This is a genomic window from Oscillospiraceae bacterium (assembly GCA_034925865.1).
In the GTDB taxonomy this organism is placed as follows: Bacteria; Bacillota; Clostridia; order Oscillospirales; family SIG627; genus SIG704.
Window position 1 is genome coordinate 46,284 of the sequence record JAYFRN010000027.1, and the last position, 24,461, is coordinate 70,744.

24 protein-coding genes are annotated in these 24,461 nt (G+C 41.7%); 17 read left to right on the forward strand and 7 right to left on the reverse strand.

Annotated elements, in window-relative coordinates; all coding sequences use genetic code 11:
* Positions 1-5 precede the first annotated feature (5 nt).
* From VB118_09935 to VB118_09945, 3 genes are all read right to left on the reverse strand, one after another.
* A complete protein-coding gene (locus VB118_09935; protein MEA4832917.1) occupies positions 6-554 on the reverse strand; it encodes an RNA polymerase sigma factor in 549 nt (182 codons plus the stop codon).
* A gap of 304 nt (positions 555-858) precedes the next feature.
* Entirely contained in the window at positions 859-1,548 is a 690-nt protein-coding gene (locus VB118_09940) for a GNAT family N-acetyltransferase (protein ID MEA4832918.1), read from the reverse strand.
* 157 nt (positions 1,549-1,705) lie between these two features.
* Positions 1,706-2,191, reverse strand: coding sequence for a GNAT family N-acetyltransferase (locus VB118_09945; GenBank protein MEA4832919.1), 486 nt, complete (start codon positions 2,189-2,191; stop codon positions 1,706-1,708).
* Between the two features lie 317 nt (positions 2,192-2,508).
* Here VB118_09945 and VB118_09950 point away from each other — a divergent pair, with 317 nt between their 5' ends.
* The 12 genes from VB118_09950 (at position 2,509) to feoB (ending at position 11,509) form a co-directional block, all read left to right on the forward strand.
* Complete coding sequence (locus VB118_09950; protein MEA4832920.1) at positions 2,509-3,537, forward strand: hypothetical protein; 1,029 nt, start codon at positions 2,509-2,511, stop codon at positions 3,535-3,537.
* Positions 3,538-3,543: 6 nt separating this feature from the next.
* Complete coding sequence (locus VB118_09955; GenBank protein ID MEA4832921.1) at positions 3,544-4,050, forward strand: stage III sporulation protein AB; 507 nt, start codon at positions 3,544-3,546, stop codon at positions 4,048-4,050.
* A gap of 31 nt (positions 4,051-4,081) precedes the next feature.
* A complete protein-coding gene (spoIIIAC, locus tag VB118_09960; GenBank protein MEA4832922.1) occupies positions 4,082-4,276 on the forward strand; it encodes a stage III sporulation protein AC in 195 nt (64 codons plus the stop codon).
* A complete protein-coding gene (locus VB118_09965; GenBank protein MEA4832923.1) occupies positions 4,273-4,665 on the forward strand; it encodes a stage III sporulation AC/AD family protein in 393 nt (130 codons plus the stop codon). The genes spoIIIAC and VB118_09965 overlap by 4 nt, the downstream gene beginning before the upstream one ends.
* Positions 4,646-5,806 (forward strand): hypothetical protein, encoded by a 1,161-nt coding sequence (locus VB118_09970; protein MEA4832924.1) that lies wholly within the window; start codon positions 4,646-4,648, stop codon positions 5,804-5,806. Before VB118_09965 ends, VB118_09970 begins: the two co-directional genes overlap by 20 nt.
* A complete protein-coding gene (locus VB118_09975) occupies positions 5,803-6,321 on the forward strand; it encodes a hypothetical protein (protein ID MEA4832925.1) in 519 nt (172 codons plus the stop codon). Before VB118_09970 ends, VB118_09975 begins: the two co-directional genes overlap by 4 nt.
* Positions 6,308-6,856, forward strand: coding sequence for a hypothetical protein (locus VB118_09980; GenBank protein MEA4832926.1), 549 nt, complete (start codon positions 6,308-6,310; stop codon positions 6,854-6,856). The genes VB118_09975 and VB118_09980 overlap by 14 nt, the downstream gene beginning before the upstream one ends.
* A gap of 21 nt (positions 6,857-6,877) precedes the next feature.
* Positions 6,878-7,591: a SpoIIIAH-like family protein gene (locus VB118_09985; GenBank protein MEA4832927.1), complete on the forward strand. Its 714-nt coding sequence runs from the start codon at positions 6,878-6,880 to the stop codon at positions 7,589-7,591.
* 370 nt (positions 7,592-7,961) lie between these two features.
* The gene (locus VB118_09990) at positions 7,962-8,534 is read left to right on the forward strand and encodes a TetR/AcrR family transcriptional regulator (protein MEA4832928.1); all 573 of its coding nucleotides are present in this window, start codon (positions 7,962-7,964) and stop codon (positions 8,532-8,534) included.
* Between the two features lie 52 nt (positions 8,535-8,586).
* Entirely contained in the window at positions 8,587-8,886 is a 300-nt protein-coding gene (locus VB118_09995) for a hypothetical protein (GenBank protein MEA4832929.1), read from the forward strand.
* 311 nt (positions 8,887-9,197) lie between these two features.
* Positions 9,198-9,440 (forward strand): FeoA family protein, encoded by a 243-nt coding sequence (locus tag VB118_10000; protein ID MEA4832930.1) that lies wholly within the window; start codon positions 9,198-9,200, stop codon positions 9,438-9,440.
* Positions 9,437-11,509 (forward strand): ferrous iron transport protein B, encoded by a 2,073-nt coding sequence (gene feoB / locus VB118_10005; GenBank protein ID MEA4832931.1) that lies wholly within the window; start codon positions 9,437-9,439, stop codon positions 11,507-11,509. The genes VB118_10000 and feoB overlap by 4 nt, the downstream gene beginning before the upstream one ends.
* A gap of 15 nt (positions 11,510-11,524) precedes the next feature.
* On the opposite strand, the gene VB118_10010 is transcribed toward feoB, so the two are convergent.
* A complete protein-coding gene (locus tag VB118_10010; GenBank protein ID MEA4832932.1) occupies positions 11,525-12,907 on the reverse strand; it encodes a hypothetical protein in 1,383 nt (460 codons plus the stop codon).
* 465 nt (positions 12,908-13,372) lie between these two features.
* On the opposite strand from VB118_10010, the gene VB118_10015 reads away from it, so the two are divergent.
* From VB118_10015 to VB118_10035, 5 genes are all read left to right on the forward strand, one after another.
* Positions 13,373-14,206, forward strand: a complete 834-nt coding sequence (locus tag VB118_10015) for a histidinol-phosphatase HisJ family protein (protein ID MEA4832933.1) — start codon at positions 13,373-13,375, stop codon at positions 14,204-14,206.
* The gene (locus VB118_10020) at positions 14,203-15,042 is read left to right on the forward strand and encodes a hypothetical protein (GenBank protein MEA4832934.1); all 840 of its coding nucleotides are present in this window, start codon (positions 14,203-14,205) and stop codon (positions 15,040-15,042) included. The genes VB118_10015 and VB118_10020 overlap by 4 nt, the downstream gene beginning before the upstream one ends.
* A gap of 112 nt (positions 15,043-15,154) precedes the next feature.
* Complete coding sequence (locus VB118_10025; GenBank protein ID MEA4832935.1) at positions 15,155-16,927, forward strand: hypothetical protein; 1,773 nt, start codon at positions 15,155-15,157, stop codon at positions 16,925-16,927.
* A gap of 612 nt (positions 16,928-17,539) precedes the next feature.
* Positions 17,540-18,808 carry an adenylosuccinate synthase gene (locus VB118_10030; GenBank protein ID MEA4832936.1) on the forward strand — a complete coding sequence of 423 codons (1,269 nt, stop codon included), beginning with the start codon at positions 17,540-17,542 and terminating at the stop codon, positions 18,806-18,808.
* A gap of 190 nt (positions 18,809-18,998) precedes the next feature.
* On the forward strand, positions 18,999-20,999 hold the full coding sequence (locus tag VB118_10035; protein MEA4832937.1) for a hypothetical protein: 2,001 nt from the start codon (positions 18,999-19,001) through the stop codon (positions 20,997-20,999).
* A gap of 428 nt (positions 21,000-21,427) precedes the next feature.
* Here VB118_10035 and VB118_10040 read toward each other — a convergent pair whose 3' ends face one another.
* From VB118_10040 to rsmA, 3 genes are all read right to left on the reverse strand, one after another.
* Positions 21,428-21,943, reverse strand: coding sequence for a DUF4358 domain-containing protein (locus VB118_10040; GenBank protein ID MEA4832938.1), 516 nt, complete (start codon positions 21,941-21,943; stop codon positions 21,428-21,430).
* A gap of 26 nt (positions 21,944-21,969) precedes the next feature.
* Positions 21,970-23,022 (reverse strand): transglutaminase domain-containing protein, encoded by a 1,053-nt coding sequence (locus VB118_10045; GenBank protein ID MEA4832939.1) that lies wholly within the window; start codon positions 23,020-23,022, stop codon positions 21,970-21,972.
* A gap of 506 nt (positions 23,023-23,528) precedes the next feature.
* Positions 23,529-24,437, reverse strand: coding sequence for a 16S rRNA (adenine(1518)-N(6)/adenine(1519)-N(6))-dimethyltransferase RsmA (gene rsmA, locus VB118_10050; protein MEA4832940.1), 909 nt, complete (start codon positions 24,435-24,437; stop codon positions 23,529-23,531).
* Positions 24,438-24,461 lie beyond the last annotated feature (24 nt).

The following is a 24,461-nucleotide window of genomic DNA, read 5'->3' on the forward strand; positions in this document are numbered from 1 at the left end:
CCCGCTCACTTATATTCGGCTCTGAGTTTCTTGAGGGCGCGCTGGTATCTTTTTTGCGCCGCGGAAACGGTAAAAGACATTATTCCGGCAATTTCCTTATATGACAAGCCGGCATATAATCTGAATATCACAATCTGTTTATCGTCTTCATCAAGAGAACCCAGAATTTCAAACACTTCAAGGCTTGCTGCTTGCGCGTTGTCTTCCGATATATCGATTTCGTTTAATTCGTCCAATGGAATATCTGATTTTCTTTTTCTGACGACGTCAATCGATAGATGGCGGGTCATGGCGAGAATCCATGCCTTCGGATTGCTTCCCTGCCGGTATGTATCAGAATATTTGTATATTTCTATCATGGTATCCTGAAGGACATCCTCCGCGTCATGGTAATCTTTCAGGATTGCGTAAGCGACGGAAAAAATCATTCTTGACATACAATCATATATTACGGAAAGAGCCGTACTGTCGCCCTTCGAAAAATCAGCGATCGCTTTATCACATGTTTTTTCCATATTGCTTCCGATCCCGCTGCCGCCGAAGCCAAAACGCATCAAGTATTCACCTCCTCGTGTTCACTCTATTATATATAGCGTTTCATGATGCCGGTTTCGGACATATATGCAAATTTTTTATACATTACTTCAGAAACTCTTTTAACAAAAGAGAATATATGCGAGAGGATTCGCCCCAGGGATGATATCCAGTTCCGATATAAGCAAATCCGTATTTTTCATAATATCCGATATGATCTGTGTAGACAAATAGCCGTGAAAACCCGAAAGCAGAGAGATATGATTTTCATTTTACTGACTTCCGGTAAATTTATTTTATTATATTACAGGTTATTTTCGCCTTTTAATTGCGTTTTCTCTTGTTTTTATCAGATTCGTCGAGTGCGGCACCCAGCGCAACACCTATCGAGATACCGATACACATTCCTATTGCAATATTATCAAAGGAAGTGCCTATATACATTCCTATGCTCAGCCCAAGGCACATGTAAATACTGACAAAAGAGGATTTAGGTTTTTCAAGCTCAAAAAGCAATTCAGCTTTCTCTTCCTCGCTGCCTGTCTTAATAAATCCGCATTTAACGAGTACTTTTTTCGATGGTATATTTATCGGATCGGATTCTATTTTCGCTTGAATATAATAAACATTCTCCTGAGAAAATGCCCATTCGCACATTTTCTGCAACGCCTCGGCCGCATATCCTTGATTTCGGTATGCTTCGTCGATACCGTATCCTATCTCTGTTTCGTGTCTTTCGTTTGCCGGACCCATAAAGCCGATGCTGCCTATCGATTTGTTTTCGTCTTTTAAAATTATCTGCCAATTAGTATACCATAAATAATCCCTCGGATGAGCCTCACATGAACGGCGCATTTCATCGTAAGCCGTGTTCAAATGCTCATCTCTTATCTCTATAAATTCGTTTGATACGAGTCCAAGGACAGTTTCAAGCTTTTCTCTGCTTTGACATAACAGAGCCATTTGCTCGATCGTAAGCGGAATTATACGCAAACGCTTTGATTTTAATTCCATATATACAGCTCCTTTTCTTATTTTCTCGCTATCGCCCGGTATTGTTCAGAAGAAATATCGGAGAATCCGAGAAACTCCCATGTAGACTTCAGCGTGTCACTTTTATCGCACTTTGGCGAGCCGTTAAATTATTTTCATCTTTTAATCGCTTTCGAAATTATTTATTCATAACCTCATAGCAATCCCACTGTGTATCGTACATACTGCATTCTCCCCGTTTTACGAAACCGCATTTTTTATAAAGCGAAACCGCAGCGGGATTTGTCGGGCTTACGAGAAGAATGACGGCATCAAATCCCTTCGAAAATAAATCATCTTTTATATACCTTACAAGTGTTTCTCCGATTCGTCTGTTGTGCATATCACCGCGAACCGCCACGCGGAACAATCCGCACGGGTTTTTTATTTCCTTGCTCCAGCACCCGATATTTATATGCGCGCGTTCAACTTCGGCGCCGGCGGCCGCGATAATGCCGCCGCAATCATCCTTTATTATATAAAGCGAGTTGTTTCTGATGTTTTGCGCAATATTCTCTGAGGACGGATAATATTCATCCCATGTGCATCCTGGAGTCCCGACAAGAGATTTGTATAACGCCATTATTTCGTCCGAATTTTCGAGTGATGCAAGCATAATTTTCATATGTGTAATTGTCCTCAGCATTTTCAATAAAATTATCTTATATGACGTTAGAGTGATTCTATTAACCCGGTAATTAAATAATGACCGCTTATAGAGAGAAAAGGCTCTAGCATATAGGTTTTTTCTCTTATAAAGCAAGGATTATTTATTGTCGAATTAATAATCAATGCCGCCATTATAAAGTGATTGATTATCATAATATATTAATGATCGGAATTTGTCAATCATATTTACAGTGTCTGGATTTTAATGATATAGTAATTTGCCGTGTAATTATTGCCATTTAATAAGTGACACTTATAATCATATATAAAGCCTTGGCTGCATTTTCCGCAAATCGGACGCATATATTCTATCAGAATAAAACACAAGACATTCAATCTGCGGAGGCGAACATAAACACATCCGATGCTTTTGAATACGCGCTCAGGTTTTTGCCCGAAAACGCCGCGCGCGCGGTCTCATTATTTGAAAACAGACGCGATATATGCGAAATAAGGCTTCGAGAAATGCGTCCCGTTTCTCTTTCCATGAGTTATGGAAACATCTTTATAGATATTGAAGGACAGCGCTGCACTCCGGAAAGCGGGATAGTTTCATCTCAAACAGATATCGCCCGGACAGTAAATCTGCTATGTGAAGGCAGCGTATACCGTCATATTGAAACCATCAGGAACGGCTATATAATAACACCCGGCGGAATACGCGCCGGATTATGCGGAGAAAGCTTTCCGGATACCGAAAGCGGCCGATTTGGTATGTCTTCCTTTACCGGTATAAATATAAGAATACCTCGCTATGTACGCGGCGCGTCAGATAAGCTTGTTTCGTATTTCCGCCGCCATCAATTCGGGTCTATTCTTATATTTTCGCCTCCCGGAGCCGGCAAAACTACAGTATTACGCGATTTCGCAATCAGGCTTTCACGGGGCGATACAGGCCAAATGAAAAAGGTAGCAGTAATAGATGAACGGAAGGAGCTATTTCCGCCTGACTGCGGTTACGAACGCGGAGCGCATCTTTTGGATGTGCTTGGAGGTTATAAAAAAGCGACCGGGATAGAAATAGCTTCTCGGGTTCTGTCTCCCGACGTTATAGTATGCGATGAAATAGGCGCAGCGGAAGATCCTGAAGCTCTGATATCCGCCCACCGATGCGGTGTCAGCTTTGTTGCTTCGGCTCACGCCGTAAATATTAAGGAGCTGATTTCAAAGCCTAATATAAAATGTATGTTTGTAAGCGGAAGCTTTGAATATTACGCCTCGATAAATCATCTCCCCGGCGAAAAATTCAGATCGGAAATCAATGTTTATCCCGCAGACGATTTGAAATGGGAAAGGATATGATATGGAATGATAACGAAAGCGGTTGGGTTGTGTCTTGTATTCATAACGCCTGTTATTGCCGGCTATTATGCCTCAAATCAGGTAAGAGCCGAATGTGCACAGCTTTACGGGTTAATAAAATTAATAAAACACGCAAAGCGTAAGATATCCGGATTCATGACCAGACAGGAGGAAATTTTCGACGATTTTGATGATGTAGCACTCGAAAGGTGCGGATTCTTAGATTGTCTGCGAAATCAGAAGCTCATATCGGAGGATTCTCTTCTGCGTACCGCGGTGGTTTCCTTTGAAAACCGCCTTTCTGTAAGCCCGGCGGCAAAATCGGCGCTGTTCGAATTTTCTGAAAGCTTTGGTAAGCTTTCCGCCGAAGAACAGTCCGAAAGCTGCGATTCGTGTGCCGCGGCGTTGAATGAGCTTTATGATGAGTCAAGATCACGCGCGGATATCCGGGCTAAGTTATGCAGGACGATAGGCTTTTCGGCCGGTGCGGTCGCCGCTATCATGTTGATATGAAAGTCGTAAATCAATTAGAACGGGGATAACAATGGAAGTAGGTTTGATTTTAAAAATCGCCGGCATCGGTTTAATTGTCGCCGTCGCTTATTCGGTGCTTTCAAGAAGCGGACGGGAAGAACAGGCCGCGCTCGTTTCTCTGGCCGGCGTGGTTATTGTACTGTTTATGATAATATCCGAGATAGACCGCCTGTTTACCTCGGTAAAAGATATTTTCGGTTTATGACTGTTTTTAAAATATGCCTTGTCGCGTTATGCGCGCTTTCGATTATTCTGATTGTACGACAGTATAAGCCGGATTACGGTGTTTTCATTTCACTGTGCGCCGGAATAGCCGTACTTACATATGCGCTTTCACAGATTGTACCTATTTTCGAATTCGCATCGGCAATGGCGGAAGACACAAGCTTTTCCGATTATTTCGGAATAATGCTTAAAGCCGTCGGCATCGGCATTGTTTCGTCATTTACATGTGAGCTTTTACGCGACGCGGGAGAAACATCGCTGGCATCTAAGGTTGAGCTTTGCGCCAAAGCTGCGATTCTTTTGCTCGCCCTTCCGGTTTTCAGCGCTTTGATTAACGGCGCTATCGGCAATGTACAAACAGGTGCATAAGCTCACAGTCGTTGTCGCCGCGGTTTTTATCGTCTTATTTTTAGCGCAAGGAGCATATGCGGCAGATAATCCCGATACCGTAACGGAGCAATCGGATATAGGTGTTTCCAATGAGCTCGGCGATATGATAAGCGAGGCCGCCGGAGCGGACAAACTCAATGAATTTATTCCGGATTCGATAAAGGATTCGGCTCCGGACGCGGATGTTCTTTCAGGAGACAAGGCATACGAAACGCTTTTCTCGATGTTCCTCGGAGTTTTTGCAAATTCGCTTAGGGGAGAGCTAAAGTTTTTCGCCGGATTATGCGGATTCATAATGCTAAGTGCGCTTATATGCGCGCTTCGACGGACATATACCTCAGATATGGAGCTTTTTGAAATCGTCTCGGTGTTATGCCTGTCGGCATATGCTTACAGCATTGTCGGAACTGCATTTGATGCCGCTTCTCACTACATAAAGGAGCTTAATATCTTTATAAAGTGTATGCTCCCGGTAATGACATCTCTTTATACTCTCGGGGGCAATGCCGCATCCGCCGCCGTTCAGAACACAGGCATATTTTTAGCTTGTGAGCTTCTCGATACGCTGTGTGCTGAAGTTTTACTGCCGCTGCTAAGAATAGGATTTGCATTTTCTCTCGCTTCAGCCATATCTCCCGCTCCTCTTGCGGGAATTTCCAAATTTTTAAAAAACTTAATGAGCGGCCTTTGCGTTGCGATGATGACGCTTTTCGGAACTGTATTGTATTTTCAGACCTCTCTTGCCTCGGCTGCGGATACCGCACTTTTACGGACAGCGCGGTTTGCCGCGGGAACTTTTATTCCCGTCGTTGGTTCGCTCGTAGGCGAAGCCGCTAAAACAGTCGGAGGCGGTATATCCGTAATTAAATCAACTACAGGCTTTTTTGGCATTGCCGTTATCATTTATATACTCGCAGTCCCGATCATAGGAATTTTCACGAAAAAGCTGTCGATAGGATTCGCTTCTCTTTGCGCCGGACTTGTCGGCGCCGCCCGTGAAGAAGCATTTTTAAAAGAACTCGGAGAGCTTTTTAATATACTTTTGGCATTTTTGTTTTCGACGGGCATATATTTTATTATAGCTCTTACAATATTTATCAAAACGGGGGTATCGGTTTGATCGAAGCGATATCCGGGTGGGTCGTATCGGTGCTTACAGCCGCGTTTTTATGCGCCGTTGCTTATTACATAACACCGGAAGGTAAAACAGGTACGGCGCGTACTGTTAAATTCGTTTCATCGCTGATAGTGGCCGCAATAATCGTGATACCCGTTTCACGAGCGATATCCCATACGGATGATATATGCCGTATGGCAGAAAAATTCGCCGCCGGTCCCGCAAATGAAGCTATGCCTCTATCCACCGGTAATGCTGATAAGCTCTACGCCGAATGGACAGCTTCACAAAGCGCGCAGCTTATCGCAGACGGCGTGAGTCAAAGTGTGTATGAAAAATTCGGAAGAGAGGATTTTGAAATTAAAGTCATATCTGAAACCTCCGGGCTTCAAACAAAGATCACCAAAATTATTGTATTTTACGGCTCTGACAACTTTCCGGTGTCGCAAATCACGGAATACATAAGTGAGACATATCAAATTCCATCGGAGGCAATCAAAACAAATGAAACAGGCTGAGCATGAAACGCCCGAAAGCGCCCGCGTCCCCGGTTTAAAAGGGCTGTTCCTATCGGTAAACCGTAAGGAAGTCTGGATTTTCGTGCTGTTGTTTATTCTTGGCATCGCACTCATTCTGCTTTCACGCGGGGGAGACGAAGCTGCCGTGTCAGCGGTTCCGGAATCCAGTGAATTCAACACAGAGGAATTCACATCTCGGGTAGAGCAAAAGCTAGGCTCAATGATATCCGGAATCAAAGGAGCGGGCAGAGTCAGTGTCATGGTTACGATCGATACCGGCACAAGAAAAATATACGCAGCCCAAACAAATACAAAATCCTCCGGAGTCCAAAACGAATCAAGTGAGGAATTTGTCTGGTCTCAGGATAAAAGCGGAGCTAAAACGCCAGTATTGATCGCAGAACAGACGCCATCTGTGCGAGGAGTAGCGGTTGTTTGTGAAGGAGCCATAAATTCGGAGGTACGTAAAAAGGTCATTGAACTTGTCTCATGCGCATTGGATTTGCCAACCAATAAAATCTGTGTCACAAATTGAGTGCTTTTTGGAGGAAAATACATGGAAAAATTAGCAAAAATCAACAGGGTGCCGGAATATATAACCGAACCCGAAGCGGAGCCAGCTCTTCTGACAGCTCCGGAGGAAACAAAAGAGGAAGAAAGCGCCGAAGAACCGAAGCGCGGATTTGCGGAGACATTCCGTGCGCTCATTCCAAAAAAGCGTACAATCCCTAAGCCGTTCCCCTGGAAATCAATAAGCGCCAAAAATGTTCTTGTCGTATCATGTATCGCTTTGATTGCCGTCGCCGGATATATCAACATCAGATATTATCTCAACGATGAACCGGTCGATTCACTTAAGACAGGAGACAATCCCGCAGTGGCCACCGGTGAAAATCCATCCGATGTCGCGTCTGAAGATGAAAATTATTTTACCGTTGCCGTTATCAACCGCCAGCGTGTCCGTGACGAAGCCATTGATCTTCTTCAAACATTAATGGACAGCGAATCAACCCCCGCGGAGCGCCGCGATGAAATAATGGTCGAAATGAACCGCATAGCGGACGAGATTACATATGAAGTAAATATAGAAAATCTCGTCAGAGCAAAGGGTATTAATGAATGCGTCGCAGTAATTAACGATGGAAATGCAAATATCATTGTTAAAAGCGCCGGCCTTACCCCCGCGGAAATAGCTCAGATCAAGGAAATCGTCTATGTTCAGACAGGCATAGTGCCAAAGAATATAAAGATAATAGAAAAAAGTGTATGAAAGAAAATATCGGATATACTATCCGACATAATTCTTATTAACGCGGTAAAGAATAAGCTTTGTATATGGGCTTTTGGTCGAGACCGTATTCCCGCATATATTTATACGGGAATGCGGTCTTTTTCATGTTTCATTATGTTTAAATTATATAATCACGCTTTATAAGAGAAAAGAGTCTGGTATATTGGCTTTTATCTCTTATAAAACAAGGCATATTCAAATATTGTTTTAATAAGATCCGCTTTCACCCGCTGTAAAAAAATATTTCTGCTTATTGTAAAAATTAAAAATTTTCTGCTTTTCCTATTGACATATTATAGGTTTTATGTTATTATACTGACTGGTCAGTATAACGTGCTTTGGAGGATATATGAGCAGAGAAAGAATTATTGACGCAGCAATACGCGTATTTTCACGTGAAGGTTATTATCGTGCGAACATGGACGAGATTGCCCGCGAGGCCGATGTCGCTAAGGGAACGCTGTATTATCATTTTCCGACGAAGCTGGAGCTTTTCAAAACTCTCGTAACCGAAGGCATGACCATGATAACAGATAAAATAAAAAAAGAATTCGACGAGAATACTCCGGTCGATATACAAGTGAAAAAGGCCATTGAAGCGAATATTAATATTTATCTTGAGTATGGAGAACTGGCGAAAATATTTTTCAATGAGCTTTCAAGCGGGATCGACTCCGATGCGCTTGCGGAAATTGATTCGCTTAAAAATAATTATATAAGCTTTATCTCGGATATTTTAAAAAGCGCATCAAGTGAGGAAAATAAAAAAATTATAAATTATAACATGGTCGCCGTCGGAATGCTCGGGATGCTTGATACTGAATGCAAGTATTACCTGAAAAACAGCGATAAAACCACACCTGAGGAAATACGTGATTTCATGCTTGAGATTGTTTCCTCATGGCTTTATAAGAGATTCTGAAGCTGCAGCCCGAAAGCTGTAAATTTAATAAATCAGAAGAGGAGAACTTACCATGGAAAACTCAAACAGCAACATCGACACCGTCATAATGCCGCAATCCGCCTGCAGGGGAGATCAGGTTTCCGTTTTGGCTCGTCTTAAGAACATTGCCTCTGAGGTAAAATATGTGGTAATTGAAATCCCTCTGTACGGAATTTCACAAGTCATGAAGCTCCAGAATGACGGATCATACTCATTGTCATATTGCATCCCCTATGACGCGTATTCCGGAAGCTATAGCGTCAGGATCAATGTGACAGACCGGAATTATAACAGCATCGCTTCTTCATCCTTTGACTATATTGTAAAATAACAGAATATTTTATTTCGAAGAGATTCACGGCAACAAAGGTTAAGGACCCTTTTTACTTGATAAGCGAAGTAAAAAGGGTCCTTATAATTTTGAAATCTTTTTTGTTTCAACATCTTAATCAATTTTTATATTTAAAAAGTGGTTCTTCACAGATTATGTAAAAAATTCCGTTTCTCAAACCCGTTTTATAATATTATACGTTAATTTTAATCCTCAATTATAATATTGCTTGTTCCTATATACAACCTGAGCATATCCTTACTCTTTTCAGCATAAAAATACTATATTAAAATGCAGAAAAGAGGCCGGATATGAAGCTATCACGTATAAAACCCGGCGGCTCTGCCGTGATAAAATCAAACAATGCTCCCGGAGCTCACGGAAAGCGCCTTTTAGATATGGGATTCGTTCCGGGAGCGAAAGTGACAGTAATTAGACGCGCTCCGTTCGGTGATCCGGTTGTGGTTACGTTGTTCGGATATACAATAGGGCTAAGAATGTCCGACGCTGATATGATAGAAACAGAGATCTCGGAGGAACAACGGCACATATGATATTAAAACCCACTATACATGTATCACTTGTTGGAAACCCTAACTGCGGGAAAAGCGCGCTTTTCAATCTGTTAACCGGAGGAAATCAGCATGTGGGCTGTTTTCCCGGAGTTACGGTTGAGAAGAAGGAAGGTCGGGTAAAAAATACCGATATGACGGTTACGGATCTTCCCGGTATATATTCCCTCACCGCGTATTCCGCAGAAGAAGCCGTTACCAGAGATTATCTTTTAACAGAACATCCCGATGTGATAATAAATGTCATTGATGCGACAGCACCGATAAAAGGGCTTTATCTGACATTTTCACTGCTTACTCTCGGAATACCTATGGTTATTGTATTTAATATGATCGATGAAGCAGATAGATACGGCTTTGTTTTCGATTTTAACGGCTTGAGCAAAGATCTCAATACGCGTGCGCTGCCATTATCCGCGACCTCAGGAAGGGGCTCTGCTGAGCTTATCAAAGCGACGAAAAGCATATTTGAAATATATAATAATTCGGACATTGACACGGATTATCAGCTCATCGGCAAAAAAAGCGCTGCCGTTATGTCCTGCGGAGGAAAGATCTCACACGCGATATCACAGGTTAAGGAAATTGTATCAAAAAAAGCAAAATCGGCAAGGCTGCCCGCCGCATATGCCGCGCAGGCAGTTTTTGAAGGCGATGAAAGCATAATCGCAATGCTGTCTTTATCCACAGAGGAATCCGTCAGGATAAACGATGTGAAATCGGCAATATCCGGAACCTATACAGAAAACGCTTTTAATAGAACAGCTTCGATACTTGCGGCGGAAAGATACGCGGCGGCAGAAAAACTCGCGCGGCGTTATATAAAAATGCCCGATATGCCTTTATTGAGAAAGGGAGATATCGCGGCAGACAGAATATTAACCTCAAAGCTTCTCGCGGTTCCGTTATTTGCGGCAATAATGCTCTCGGTTTTTTATATTTCGTTTTCCTTTTCGGGCGGAATACCCGGCGCCATGATTGAAAGAGCTTTTACGGCCGCAGGAGAAGCGATATCAGGTCTTATTTCGAAAATGGGCGCGTCAGAGCTTGTCTGTTCACTTTTTACTGATGGTATTGTCAGAGGAACAGGAAGCGTCATATCGTTTCTTCCCGTAATCCTTACGTTGTTTTTCTTTTTGTCGGTTCTGGAAGACAGCGGATATATGGCACGTATCGCATTTATTACGGATGCTCCGTTGAGAAAGCTCGGTCTTTCCGGCAGATCAGTCGTTCCTCTATTGATCGGCTTCGGATGCACGGTTCCGGCGATAATGGCGTCAAGGACGCTTCCGGACAGGCGCAGCCGTGAAATGACAGCTTTTCTGCTGCCATATATGTCATGCGCGGCAAAAATGCCTGTTTATGCGATGTTCGCATTAGCTTTCTTCGGTTCTTTCGCACCCTTGTACATGCTGCTCATATATATTACCGGCATTTGCTTTGGGATAATAGCCGCGTCCATGATGAAATCCACTATTTTTAAAAAAGGTGATGCCGGATTTTTACTGGAAATGCCGCCATACAGGCTTCCGTCGGCAAGAACCGTTTTCCGCGATATGTTAAAAAGAGCCTGGGAGTTTTTAAAAAAAGCCTTTACAATTGTATTATTTACATCTGTTATTATCTGGGCGGCACGTACATATGGCTTTGATCTTCACCCGGTGGACGATATATCTGACAGTATTCTCGCACATATAGGCAAAGCCTTTGCCTATATCCTGCGCCCCACAGGCTTAGGCGACTGGCGCGCGGCAAGCGCTCTTTTGGCCGGACTCGGAGCAAAGGAGAATATAATAAGCACTCTCGGCGTCCTTTTGGGCGCAAATGGCGGAGAACAATTTTATACCGCTCTGCGGAGCATATTCTCTCCCGCCTCAGCTTATTCCTTTATATGCTTCGTGCTTTTATATTCTCCGTGCGCCGCCGCGCTTTATTCTTACCGAAAGGAGCTGTCAGGCAAAAAAGCCGTCGCCGCGATGGCGGCGCAGACCTGCGTTGCGTATATCGCGGCGACAGCGGTATTCTTCTTTGCGAATCTGTTTACATTTTGACTTTTATTTTCAAACTTAAAAAGCGAAATATTTATTTTTCTGCCTGCCGGTGCGACCGTAAAGGGCGCCGAGCGAAGCCGCCGCTTCTTTGGCGTTTTCACCGGTGATATAATCCTTCATGAGTCTTCCCTCTTCAAAACATAACTCATCGTGAAGCGGGAAAAAGTTTTCTATCAGAAATGATCCGTACTTTACAAATCTGTATTCACCCACAAGTCTGTATTCCTTGCTTAAATTATCAACAGCCACGCTGTAATAATTTTTTATCGAATCGACAAGAGCCTCGGCTTTATTTTCGGGTGAAAATACAATTGTCTTTGCAATATCGAAATTGATGTTGTTTATGGTTCCGTGGCTGTCGCTGCTGCCGACAACCGGAACGCGGATACCCTTTGAAAGAGCATCGTAATAATGCGAGGTCTGAAATCCGTTTTGTTCGAAATATCTCTCTCCGCCGAGAACCTCAAAGGCGTCAAAAATTCCGCTGGCAAGCAGATAATCCGTAACCGTTTCCGGAACATGGAACGTGAAATCTATCCAGTTCGGATGCGGGAATATCGCAAGTCCGCCGCCGCGTCTGATATGATCGCATATCCATTTACATACGGCTATCTGATATCGCGGAAAGCCCTCCGGCAGATTAAGCGTTTTTGAGGATTCTAGCATTTTTTCTGTGAATTCCGCGCTTGTCATGACATCGGGACACTTTATTTCTTTATCTTCATTTTCATTTTCATTTTCCATCGAGCGGAATTCCGCTCCGGTTCCGACCTCCTTGGCCTGAGTTCCGTCGGAAATGATGCCGTTTACGCTGTACTTGCTTCCGAAATTCACTATGTGGAACGGATTTGAAGGAAGATGGATTTCTTCTCCCGGAACAATCAGAAAATCATGTTTGATATTTTTATAGGCGTCTATCGCCTTAAGCGACGGATAATAACGGTAATGGTCTGAAATAACCGAGAAATCGTAACCGCATTTTCTGAGATTGGCAGCGACGATCGCAGGATCTTCTCTTCCGTCGGAATAACAGGAATGGACGTGAAGATCACCGATAAACGGATATCTTCCCTTCAAATCCTTTCCGACCGAAAACACCGGCAGAGACGCGATGCGGCTTTCTCCGGAATATATCATTACAAGGTGTTCCTGCTCCTCGTGAAATGTATGTGTGAATCTCAGCGCTCCGTCATCGCCGGGCTTCACATTATAACATGATGATACGGTGGGCAGAGACGAATATGCCAAATCACGCTTGTATAACGGCCATACCGCAACGCGGTATTCGCTGCCGCGGAATTTTACATGACTTCCGAGCGGCTTTATTGTTATTTCCGCCGGTTCTCCGTCAACGGTCACCTTAGGGTAAATATCGTAATACGAAAGCTCCGTTTTCATTGATAAAATGCCTCCGAAATATATTTCATGGTAAACTAAACTCATTATACATCATCAAGCGACTGAGGTCAATTGAAGTTTTGATTATTTTTTAAGTTTTCTTATTAACATGGCAATAAAACAACCGCTCTTATGATAAAAAGGTTTTATTATATGCTTTTTTCTCTTAGGATTGTTATTAAAACGGCATTTAAATAAGCCTTGTTTTATTAGAGAGAAAAGTCCATATATCAGAGCCTTTTCTCTTTTTTAACGGTAATTATTTAAATGCCGAGTTAATAATGCGCATTATCGCGCTTTGTTATAACCAAATGCCTTTCTCTCTCATTTCATTTTCTTTATGACATAAAAGCTGATGAAAAGCATAAAGAGCAATATTATGTTTCAAATAGTATTTTCCCGGTTGAAGCAGAATAAAAATAATGCTATAATATATGATATTAAATCAAAAAGGCAGCAAAACATATGTATTATTGCGATCTTCATCTTCATACGGTGCATTCCTTCGATCACGACGAAAAAGAAGACTGCTCCGTGATAAATCTCTGCAAACAGGCGATTAAAAATGGGCTTTCCGAAATTGCCATAACCGATCATTATGATATAAACGGTATAATAGACGGATTTTATCCTCCGGTAGATATAAATGCGATAAAAACCGACATAATGAACGCCAGAGAATTGTTCGGTAAAAAGCTTGAAATTGTTTTCGGAATCGAGCTCGGACAGCCCGCGCAGAAAAGCGAGGAAGCAAAGCGTTTTCTAACCGAAAACAGCTTTGATTTTGTCATAGGATCGCTTCATAACAACCGCGGGAAAGAGGATTTTTACTTCATCGATTATCCGAATACGCCGCGAAACGAGCTTGTCACACTGTGGAACAACTATCTCGAGGAAACAAAAGAACACATTGTCTGGGGCAGAGGAAAATATCATACAATGGCGCATTTGAATTATCTTCTACGTTATTATAAGCGTTCAGGCAATGACGACATAGTGAATATCCCCGAAAAAGAAGAGGTTTTCAGAGAAATATTTCGACTGCTTATTGATAACAACATCGCTCTTGAAATAAACACCTCCGGACTTCGCCAGGGTCTCGGGGATTTTATTCCTCAAAAAAGCTTGATCGCATTATATGCCGACTGCGGCGGAAGAATGTTCACAGTCGGAAGCGACTCTCACGCTCCGTCGCTGTGCGGCTTCGGCGTGCCGGAGGCATATGATTTAATAAAATCGCTCGGAATAAACCATGTCATGGTCCCGCGCGGCGGATCTCTCGTGGAGCTGACGATATGAAAGATGATTCATTAAAAACGAAATATCCGATCATGCTCGTCCACGGCATGGGATACCGCGACTATTCGCTGATCCCGTATTGGGGACGTATTCCGTCTGTCCTTGAAAAAGGAGGGGCGTCAGTATATTACGGCCATCAGGACAGCCACGGATCCGTATATCACAACGCGATACAGCTACGCCGTTCACTTTTAAATATTCTGAAAGAAACCGGAGCTGACAAAATCAACATAATCGCTCACTCAAAAGGCGGTATCGATGCACGCAGAATGATTGTTATACCTGGAATTGACGAACATATAGCTTCTCTTACAACCGTATCTACACCTCACAGAGGAAGTAAAACAGTTGACCTGCTTTTTAAGTATTTTAAACCGGCCGTTAACAGTATTTGCGCTTTATCCGATTTATGGTTCTCATTCCTGGGAGACGAATTACCCAATTCAAAGAGAGCTTATTATTCTCTTTCCAAAACATTTTCGAAAGGTTTTAATGAAAAAATACTGAACTCACCTAAGGTATATTATCAAAGCTATGCGTGTCAGATGCGAAACGCCTTTTCGGATCCCCTCTTAATGATTCCTTTTACTTTCGTCAAGCACATAGACGGAGAATGTGACGGACTGGTCGCAGTCAAAAGCGCTCGATGGGGTGAATTTAAAGGTGTCGTGTCTTCACCGGGAATCAGAGGAGTGTCTCACTGTGACGAAATTGACCTGCGCAGATCAAAAATTTTCTTCGGAAGCAGAAAATCGGATGAGAATTTTTTAACTGTAGACGATATCACGAAACTTTACATCCACATAGTGTCCGATCTTGTCAAAAAGGGATTCTGACATAACATTTACTTGAATAAGTGGTGCGACATTAGTATATACAATGAAAAATGTAAGGTATGAGCGAATAAGTTTCATTACCTTATGAGCTTTTTCGTTGTGGGAGGAAAATATGACAGTGAAAAACACGGTAGCATGGAAACTGGGTATATGCATGATAATTTCCGCTATTCTGTTTACCGGTTGTCAGAATAACAGTAAGCTGGCCATGACGGAAAGAAGCGATACAGAGCAAAGCGATACAAAGAATACACATGACAAAGAACAATATCAAAATTACAACAAACCAATTACCGCTTTACCGATTTATAATACTATAATATATCAAGGAAACGTGCTTGCAACCTCAAAGGATCTGATAATATGCAAATCGCCGGTTGACGGATATTCAATTTACGCAACTCAAAGCGGTTCTGTCGATCACCGTCTCTATACAAAAATAAATTTAAGCTTACCGTCGGAAATGCAATATGATTCCTGGAAGCTGATTCCCATGATACGCGGAGGAAGCGGAGTTGTTGTCGAAATCACGAGAAAAAGCGAAAAAAGTTATTATATATTTGAACCGAATCTGTCTGATTTTAATTCGGCAAAATTAGAATCCTGCGGCGATTGGCAGAATTTTATTTTTATAGGTGAAATTCCAAAAGATGAAATTACAGAGCTTCTATTAAAAGTCGGCGATACGCCTCTTTCGGCTTTGCCGGCAAATGAAACCGTATTATTTCAGGGAAGCGTGGCGTATACGGAAAAAAAGCTTGTAATTTGCGAATCTGACGATGGCTTATATTCAGTTTACGCGACGCAAAGCGGAAATGACGGGGACAAAGCTTACGCAAAAATGTATCCGATGATCCCGACAAATTTGAAATATGATTCATGGCGGCTGCTTCCGTTGATACGAGGCAGAGGCGAGGTCGTCGCGGAATTTACAAGCAACGGAATAAAAAGTTATTACAGCTTTGCGGTAAATATATCTGATTTTAATTACGCAAAACTGGATGAGGAGGGCAAGTGGCAGCTTTTGTCATTCAAAGGCGAAATACCTGCGGATGTGGTTGCTCAGGCTTTGGACTTAGCAATAAACGGTCCGCCTTCCTCGTTGCCGGATGGTGAAAAGGTAATATACCGCGGCGGATTTATAGGTGATCATGCAACATTGGTTTTATGCAAATCAGCAGCTGATCGTTATTCTGTTTACGCGGCAATATCTGACATCTCCGGGCGTGATTCATATATAAAAATGCGTCTGAATATTCCCGAGGATATGGAATACGACTCATGGGAGCTGCTTCCGTTTGTATATATCAATGAAAGCATCGTCATAAAATTCACCGCAAATGGCGAAAACAGCTATTATCTCTTCGATCCGAATGCTACCGATTATGATTCGGATAACCATTATACAGGCGAATGGCAGGATTTTTATATCGGAGCAGAAAAAACAGAAAAAGAAATATCCCGCATCCTGGACAGAATTGATAAAGGGCCGCTTTACGAGCTTCCGTCAGACGAGTCTATACTATTTAAAGGTCATCTGAATGTAACCTCGTATGACTTGATAATATGCGAATCCCCGTCGGAGGGATATGCGATTTATGTAACTAACAATCACATAAAGAATAAGCGAACATATATCAAAATGGATATTGACATACCGGATGAAATTCAATATGATTCGTGGCGGCCGCTGTTTTACGCGGGAGGCACCGGCGGAAGCGGCGGAGCCGGTGTAATCCTGGAATTCACACTCGGCGGTGAAAAGAGTTATTATGGATTCGAAACTTCAACATACGGCGATGATGTGTATGGGTGGCAGAGTTTTAAAGGCGCCTACAAGCTTGACAAAGACGACGAATTTCTGGCAAGCTTATTGAATCAATAAATGAATGGAAATAAACACTGTACGACATAAACTGTATAATAATATTCCAAGCATATTTACCAGACAGAAATTATTAACGGCATTTATTAAAACGGCATTTAAATAATGTCTACTGAATAATGCCGTTTTCTAACGGCATAGGTTTTGGCAGTTGAAAAACCAGCCAAAACCCTCCAAAATCATTGATTTTGGAGTTCAGCATTCATTGATTGCCGCCTGTTTTCTAAATTGGTCGGGTGTCGACCATTTTAGAAGTGCAAGGTTTTTGAGCTGTAAAGCTTAAAAACCTTGCTCCTGATCAATCATTGTTTTCATCTTTTCCTTACTGTCGTATGTGTTTCATGATTGTTCAGCAGACATTATATAAGTCGTGTTTTATAAGAGAGAAAAGCCCATATATCAGAGTCTTTTCTCTCTTTACATGGTTATTAATATGCATAATTTTTTGTTGTTCGATCATGTCAAAAAAAATTCTGATATAACTTTTACTTAATTTACTCATAAGAAATATATATTTTACTTATGGAGAAAAAGGGATATAATATTAATATAGATACGAAATACGGAGATATGAAAATTTTACTCCGCATTTCTTATGAGGAGAAATATTATATGGTACGCGTCATAGCCGGAGCCCAATGGGGCGATGAAGGTAAAGGAAAAATAATTGATATTCTCGCTTCGCAGGCGGATGTCGTCGTCCGTTCCCAGGGAGGGAACAACGCCGGCCACACTGTCGTTCACGGCGGGAATATATACAAGCTTCATTTGATACCGTCCGGTATATTATATCCGGATACGCTTTGTCTCATCGGAAGCGGTACTGTCATTGACCCAAAAGTCATCCTTTCCGAAATTGACACCCTTGAAGCATCTGGAATAAATGTAAGTAATCTCAGAATTGACAAACGCGCTCACGTCATCATGCCTTATCATATCGCGCTCGATTCCCTTCTTGAGTCGTTCCGCGGAAAAGGAGACATCGGCACGACAAAACGCGGCATCGGTCCTTGTTACACCGATAAAACAGAGAGATGCGGTATTCGCATTTGTGATATTCTCGACGCAAACATTTTCCGCGCGAAGCTTGTCGACGCATTAAAGCTTAAAAATGAAATGCTTACAAAGGTTTTCGGTTCGGAACCTTTCGACGCAGAAAAAATTATAGAAGAATATACCATTTATGCCCGCAGACTTGAGAAATATGTTGACGATGTGTCCGTTTTGACTTATAATGCAATAAAGGCAAACAAAAACGTACTGTTTGAAGGCGCACAGGGCACTCTGCTCGATCTCGATATGGGAACATATCCCTATGTCACCTCCTCTCATCCGCTTACAGGCGGCGCCTGCATCGGAACGGGCATCGGGCCGACACTTATCGATTCCTGTCTCGGAATAGCGAAAAGCTATACAACTCGTGTAGGCAAGGGTCCTTTCCCGACCGAGCTGTTTGATGAGACTGGAGAACGCATTCGTCAAGTCGGCGCCGAATTCGGAACCACCACAGGACGTCCGCGCCGCTGCGGATGGATGGATACTGTTATTCTCCGTCACGCGGTCAGAGTAAACGGGCTCACCGAGATTGCGCTCAATAAGCTCGATACTCTCACAGGAATTGAACAAATCAAGGTATGCGTTTCATACGAGCGTAATGGTAAGAACATTTCAGACTTTCCCGCGACAATAGAGGAGCTTGCCGAATGCTGTCCCCAATACATCACTCTTCCCGGCTGGAACGAAGAAATATCGGGCTTCGCCTCGTTTGACGATCTTCCCGAAAATGCAAAGAATTATGTTCTTGAAATAGAGAAACTTGCCGGATGTAAAATATCGATGGTGGGCGTCGGACCGGACAGAAAACAAAATCTGCTTCGTTAAAATTATGTTTGTTTGCCGTTTTTATTGAAAGGCAGAATATCCGATATTAATACTTATTAAAACGGCATTTAAATAAGTCGTGTTTTATAAGAGAGAAAAGCCCATATACCAGAGTCTTTTCTCTCTTTAAGCGGTAATAATTTAAATGCCGAGTTAATAATAATTAACACCGGTATGCATACTGATTATCATGAATAATAATTACGGTAGATTCGCATCGCTCCTTGCGGTTATATCAATAATAATTTCATTACTCGCCGCTTCGGTGTCCTGTTCAAAAATAATTGAACCGGATACCGATATGTCCGTTTCGGACAGCGGCGGGTATCGTCTTTATAACGGCAATTATTATAAAATAACCGCAAATGAAGACATGTCCTCAAAGGCCAATGACCTTGTAAACTTCTATAATGCCTGCGACAACGCTTCAAAAGCTATGCTGTATGTCGGCATGCCGACGAAATCAATGTTTGCCGGGTTCAAAGATGATTACTCCGCGAAAAATGAATCCGGAATGACCGCCGGAATCAATAGATATTATATGGATGCGCTGCGTCCTTCCGATTTCGAAGATATCGGGCTCGATTCCTTTATGAAAACCTGCGGTTATTACAAGCCCAAAGCCGGCTATTCAATATACAGCAAAATAATGGAGACGATCATAGAGTATTATAATTACAAAGACCGTGATCTTTCGCCTCTCAAGGCTGAAAACCATAAAGCTGTTACGGCAAGCGACTCGTTCACCGGCGAATACGCCGCTTCATATAACGCTGCGTCCGGCGAAACCGCCGAAACTATGAGCGAAGCGGAAACATATTCCGTTCTGCTTCCGGAAAATGACGACATTTTCCGTGTTAAATATAAATCAAGCAATGCTGAATATATAAGCGATTTCACCGAATACAACGGCTCGGTATACAATACCGACACGAAGTTGATGTCTGATAAACGTCTTTTACCCATTCTGTCTGATGATTATACGCAAATGATCTTGTATAATTTAAAGCTTACAAAGCCTATTATTGTTTTTCATAACCTGGAAGACCTTTCGGTAATCGGTCTTTTGTCTCAAACCTTTGGGAAGGTAATATCATATGATCTGACTAAAACCGATCTCGGCACTGCAGAAAAGCTGATCGGGGATAACACAGACGCTCCGCTCGTCCTCGTCCTGATTGATATAACGCGTCCTCTTACCGGGATGCATACAAACACTGATATAAAAAATCTTTCAATAAACGAGGACGGAACCACCACACGCTCCGTAAGGTCAAGTACACGCCGTATGGTAAACCCGCAGCCGCGTGTTTCAACCGCGCCTCATGCCAATAATCTATTAAAGCTAAAGGACAAGCTCGACGGCATGGGATGCGAATTGATGTATATTGCCGCTCCTCCGAAAATCACTCCCGATTATACTCTTTTACCGGAAGGCGCCGAGGATCACACAAGTGAGAATCTTGATGAATTTCTGAGCGCAATTGACGGCAAGGTAGATTATATAGACTGCAGAAGTTATTTCGACTCGATCGGATACGACAAAGAGAAATGGTTTTACGACACTGACCATCACTGGCATGCGGAAAGCGCCTTTATAGCTTATCAAAAATGTATAAATAAAATCAAAGATGAGTATGGATGGTATGATGTTGATCCGCAAAGCCGCAATACCGATATAAATAATTTCACATTTGATTGGCATGAAAAATATTACATCGGGTCAAACACGAGGGATTTCAATATCAATTACGCCGGAAGCGACGATTTCTGCCTGATAATTCCCAAATTTGATACATTAATTAAATATATGCGCACCTTTGAGTCCGGCGGAATTGTACGCACAGGCACATATTATCAGGCGCTAATCGATCAATTCTATCTCGACGAAGCAGATCCGGTAAGCATAAAATACGCGGCATATATCGGCGGAGATCGCAATTCCAATAAAATTGAGAATTATGATTCGACCGCGTCGGATAAAAAAATCCTCATGGTTGAGGATTCGTTCTCGCTCCCTGTCGACTGCTTCATGAGCCTGAACTTCAAGGAGCTTTATACAATTGACATAAGGTTTTATACGGCCAGAAGCATTTCGGCGTTCGTTAAAGCATATGGAATAGATATGGTTGTAATCGTTTATTCCCCGGAAACCATGTCAAATCGCGACGTTCTTTATAAATTTAATTGAGACCGTCCGTGAGCGCAGAACTAAAACCACGGTAGTAAAGCGTTTTCCTCATTTTTGTCCATTCTCGTAAATCCGAGCGGGAAATATACCGATTCCCGCTCGGATTTATCTTCGTAATACATAATTTCATGGAATTGGATTAACTTTTCATATACTGATATTGTCGTACAATGCTTGTTGCAGGCTTTAGTTATAAAAACAGCAATTAAATAATGTCTACTGAAGTTTTGGCAGCAGAAAAACCAGCCAAAACCTGCAGTATACATTGATTGCCGTCTGTACAATCATTGTTTTCATCATTTCTTACTGTTGTATTTGTTTTATGATTGTTCAGCAGACATTAAATAATCATTTACAAGAGAAAAAAGCCAATATACCAAGGCTTTTCTCTCACAAGCAGTTATTAACTAATTGCCACGATATTAAATTTAAATTGCTTTCGATATAAATTCTTTAAAAGAATTTCTTACCGCGGCCGCGTTGTCGCTGATAATCAATACGGCAAACTTGCCACTGGTAAATATTAACGCTTTGTTTACACGCTCTAATTGAGTCGGATCATACTGCTCATACAATTTGATCCGATTTTTTACATGTTCATCCAAAGATTTTTTTGCTTCTTCAATATCGGCGGAATTCTTTACGGTAATAACCGCAATTTCATCCGCTTTCCCCTCCGACGAGTACGCAAGGAAGTAATTTTCAACTTTATTATATGGCATATTGGATAAATATGTAAACATCTCGCTGGCGTCCTCCGCGCTTCCGTTAACAGAGGACATTTCCGGAAGCAAGCTGTCAGCCGCCAACATTGTTTTCTGTAAATCATAAAGACTTACCGCCGCGGTATTATCGGGAGCGCAACTAAATAAAAAGCACATTAAAATCGATGTTATGAGTAAAGACGTACATATTTTGCTTGCTTTTGCTTGTTTAATTATCATAATTCTGTTCACCAATCCTGTCGCGCTTAATTAAAAACTTCATTAATGATTTCTTGTATCTTCTGCGTTTCTTCCTCGGTAACCCCGTTATTTTCCTGTTCAAAACCGTTGACATAGATACAAAGTATGAATTGATTATTTTCTATCGGTATATATTTCCAGGTTATAGTATATTTGTTATACTCATCCGAATATGAAATTTTATCTGATATACCGTTAAGCATTGTTTCTGCTATTTGAGCATTTTCTTCGGTTATTCCCGAATTAAAGCCAATAAACGCATATGCCTTTTTTTCGTCGATAGCTTTTTTAAGTGTTGAAGCTATTTCGTGAACATCATCAATCATAGATTTGTTTTGATACCCGTAGTTATACTTTAAACCGGTTGACGTGGGGAAGAAATCAGTGTTCCAGCTTCTGTCAGAGAACATGGCGTCGTTCTGGTTGAAGCACATATAATTTCTGGTTTCGGCATCTGAATAAATATCAGTGTGATACCACTCGCCGTCCAACTTGATTAAATCCCATGAATGATATCTCTCCGAGTTATGTACAACCATACACTCAATGTTCATCATCTGCATAAACATTCGAAATGTGGTGGCGTATCCAACACAGACGGCATTATGATATTTCAGTACACCATAAGGATTGTCACAATCCGCTTGCGTCGAAGGAATAACCGTGAGAATACCTTTATCCTGGCGAAGCTTATGCGTCATCCAATCGTAAACTGCCAGTTCCTTTTCATAATCCGTCATGCCTTCTTTTATTATTTCCTTTAATATTTCAGATGCCATATCAAGGGTTTCCTTTTCCTTGTCGGTAAGAGCGGAGGCATCATGTGATATATATGCATCGGAAATTTTTTGCGTCGATTTAATCTCATATTCACCCGCTATAACAACATCATTTTCCTGAGCCACATCCTGATCCGTCGACATATTTTCGGAAATCAACGCTTTAAGCTCATCTACATTTTTCATAGTTAAAATACTCGCCGCTGTATTCAGGGATAAGCCGATCACCAATACACCGGCAATGCAAAAAATAGTAATTAATTTTGTCTTTTCTTTCATAAAACAACCCTTTAAACTTTTTATTGTGCAGACTATCGAGTATTATATATAAAACAAAATATAAAATCAAGTACAATATATTAAATTACTTTATACTTAAATTTTTACCAATCGCTAACTCGGTAATTATTAAAACGGCATTTAAATAAGTCGTGTTTTATAAGAGAGAAAAGCCCATATACCAAAGTCTTTTCTCTCTTTAAGCGGTAATTATTTAAATACCGAGTTAATAAATAATCTACTAAAAAGAAAAGGTTCTTGTATTGCTGTTTAATAAATTACGCCGAATAAAAACGAATACTCGTGACAGAGGATTCGTTTTTATTATAGAATTATTTATAATTCGTTCGCAGTTTATTTCTGTATGAGCCTGAACTTTAAGGAGCTTCAAACAATTTATATCAGATTTTATATTACGAGAAGCATTCCGCCATTCGTAAAAGAACTTAGTATTGGCGTGGCCGTGATCGCTTATTTCCGAATACAATGTCCAATCGCAACGTTCTTTATAAATTCATCTCAGTCATTCCGTGAACACAGAACGCATCCGCAACCGCGCACATCTCGTCAAGAGAAAGCGTTTCTCCCCTTCTTTTTCCGTCAATATGTGAAAATTCGAGCGACGCAGATAATGATTCCTTCGAATACCGGTCTAAAAAGTATGACCGCAAGGAATTAGAAAGAGTTTTTCTTCTTTGAGCAAAAGAAGCTCTTATTACTTCAAAAAGCAGCGAAACAGACAACGGATTTACAGGCCTCACATGATTGGGTTTTATTGATATAACAGTTGAAACAACCTTCGGCTGTGGCATAAAATTGCCGGGATTGACATCAAAAAGCTTTTTCATTACAGCATAATACGAGGCGGAGGCAGTGATCGCGCCATATTCCGGAGCTCCGGGCTTTGCGCAAAGGCGCTGTGCCGCTTCCTTTTGTATCATCAGAGTAATTGAATCGAAAAACATATCGTTTCCGAAATAGCGGTCATTTGTCTCAAGAATGTGCATGATAAGCTCGCTTGTAATTGAATAAGGAAGATTGGCGCAGACAGAGATCTTTTTCCCTTTCATTTTTTCCGAAGCAAGTTTATTTAAATCAAGTTTTGTCGCATCGCCGAATACTATCTCTATATTTGTCCTTTCGCCCATGACAACCGGTAAAATGCTTTGTAATTTCTCGTCTATTTCAACAGCGACAACGTTTTCAAATTTATCTGAAAGCTTTAACGTAAGGCTGCCGATTCCGGGTCCTATTTCGACGCACCCGCGAGCAAACGGATCAGAAGCCGCGGCGGCCTCCGCGATCCTTTCGGGAATGGCTTCATTGATCAGAAAATTCTGACCGAATTGTTTTTTAAAAGAAAAGCCCGCCGCTCCGAGCACAACCGATATTTCCTTAGGAGAATAAATATTCATATTTTGTTTTTCTTTATAATTATA

Excerpts from the sequence above, each read along its gene's own strand:
- VB118_09935 (MEA4832917.1), bottom strand. The coding sequence starts at position 554 with ATGCGTTTTGGCTTCGGCGGCAGCGGGATCGGAAGCAATATGGAAAAA.
- VB118_09940 (MEA4832918.1), bottom strand. The coding sequence starts at position 1,548 with ATGGAATTAAAATCAAAGCGTTTGCGTATAATTCCGCTTACGATCGAG.
- VB118_09945 (MEA4832919.1), bottom strand. The coding sequence starts at position 2,191 with ATGAAAATTATGCTTGCATCACTCGAAAATTCGGACGAAATAATGGCG.
- VB118_09955 (MEA4832921.1), top strand. The coding sequence starts at position 3,544 with ATGATAACGAAAGCGGTTGGGTTGTGTCTTGTATTCATAACGCCTGTT.
- spoIIIAC (MEA4832922.1), top strand. The coding sequence starts at position 4,082 with ATGGAAGTAGGTTTGATTTTAAAAATCGCCGGCATCGGTTTAATTGTC.
- VB118_09965 (MEA4832923.1), top strand. The coding sequence starts at position 4,273 with ATGACTGTTTTTAAAATATGCCTTGTCGCGTTATGCGCGCTTTCGATT.
- VB118_09970 (MEA4832924.1), top strand. The coding sequence starts at position 4,646 with ATGTACAAACAGGTGCATAAGCTCACAGTCGTTGTCGCCGCGGTTTTT.
- VB118_09980 (MEA4832926.1), top strand. The coding sequence starts at position 6,308 with ATGAAACAGGCTGAGCATGAAACGCCCGAAAGCGCCCGCGTCCCCGGT.
- VB118_09985 (MEA4832927.1), top strand. The coding sequence starts at position 6,878 with ATGGAAAAATTAGCAAAAATCAACAGGGTGCCGGAATATATAACCGAA.
- VB118_09990 (MEA4832928.1), top strand. The coding sequence starts at position 7,962 with ATGAGCAGAGAAAGAATTATTGACGCAGCAATACGCGTATTTTCACGT.
- VB118_09995 (MEA4832929.1), top strand. The coding sequence starts at position 8,587 with ATGGAAAACTCAAACAGCAACATCGACACCGTCATAATGCCGCAATCC.
- VB118_10000 (MEA4832930.1), top strand. The coding sequence starts at position 9,198 with ATGAAGCTATCACGTATAAAACCCGGCGGCTCTGCCGTGATAAAATCA.
- feoB (MEA4832931.1), top strand. The coding sequence starts at position 9,437 with ATGATATTAAAACCCACTATACATGTATCACTTGTTGGAAACCCTAAC.
- VB118_10010 (MEA4832932.1), bottom strand. The coding sequence starts at position 12,907 with ATGAAAACGGAGCTTTCGTATTACGATATTTACCCTAAGGTGACCGTT.
- VB118_10015 (MEA4832933.1), top strand. The coding sequence starts at position 13,373 with ATGTATTATTGCGATCTTCATCTTCATACGGTGCATTCCTTCGATCAC.
- VB118_10020 (MEA4832934.1), top strand. The coding sequence starts at position 14,203 with ATGAAAGATGATTCATTAAAAACGAAATATCCGATCATGCTCGTCCAC.
- VB118_10025 (MEA4832935.1), top strand. The coding sequence starts at position 15,155 with ATGACAGTGAAAAACACGGTAGCATGGAAACTGGGTATATGCATGATA.
- VB118_10030 (MEA4832936.1), top strand. The coding sequence starts at position 17,540 with ATGGTACGCGTCATAGCCGGAGCCCAATGGGGCGATGAAGGTAAAGGA.
- VB118_10035 (MEA4832937.1), top strand. The coding sequence starts at position 18,999 with ATGAATAATAATTACGGTAGATTCGCATCGCTCCTTGCGGTTATATCA.
- VB118_10040 (MEA4832938.1), bottom strand. The coding sequence starts at position 21,943 with ATGATAATTAAACAAGCAAAAGCAAGCAAAATATGTACGTCTTTACTC.
- VB118_10045 (MEA4832939.1), bottom strand. The coding sequence starts at position 23,022 with ATGAAAGAAAAGACAAAATTAATTACTATTTTTTGCATTGCCGGTGTA.
- rsmA (MEA4832940.1), bottom strand. The coding sequence starts at position 24,437 with ATGAATATTTATTCTCCTAAGGAAATATCGGTTGTGCTCGGAGCGGCG.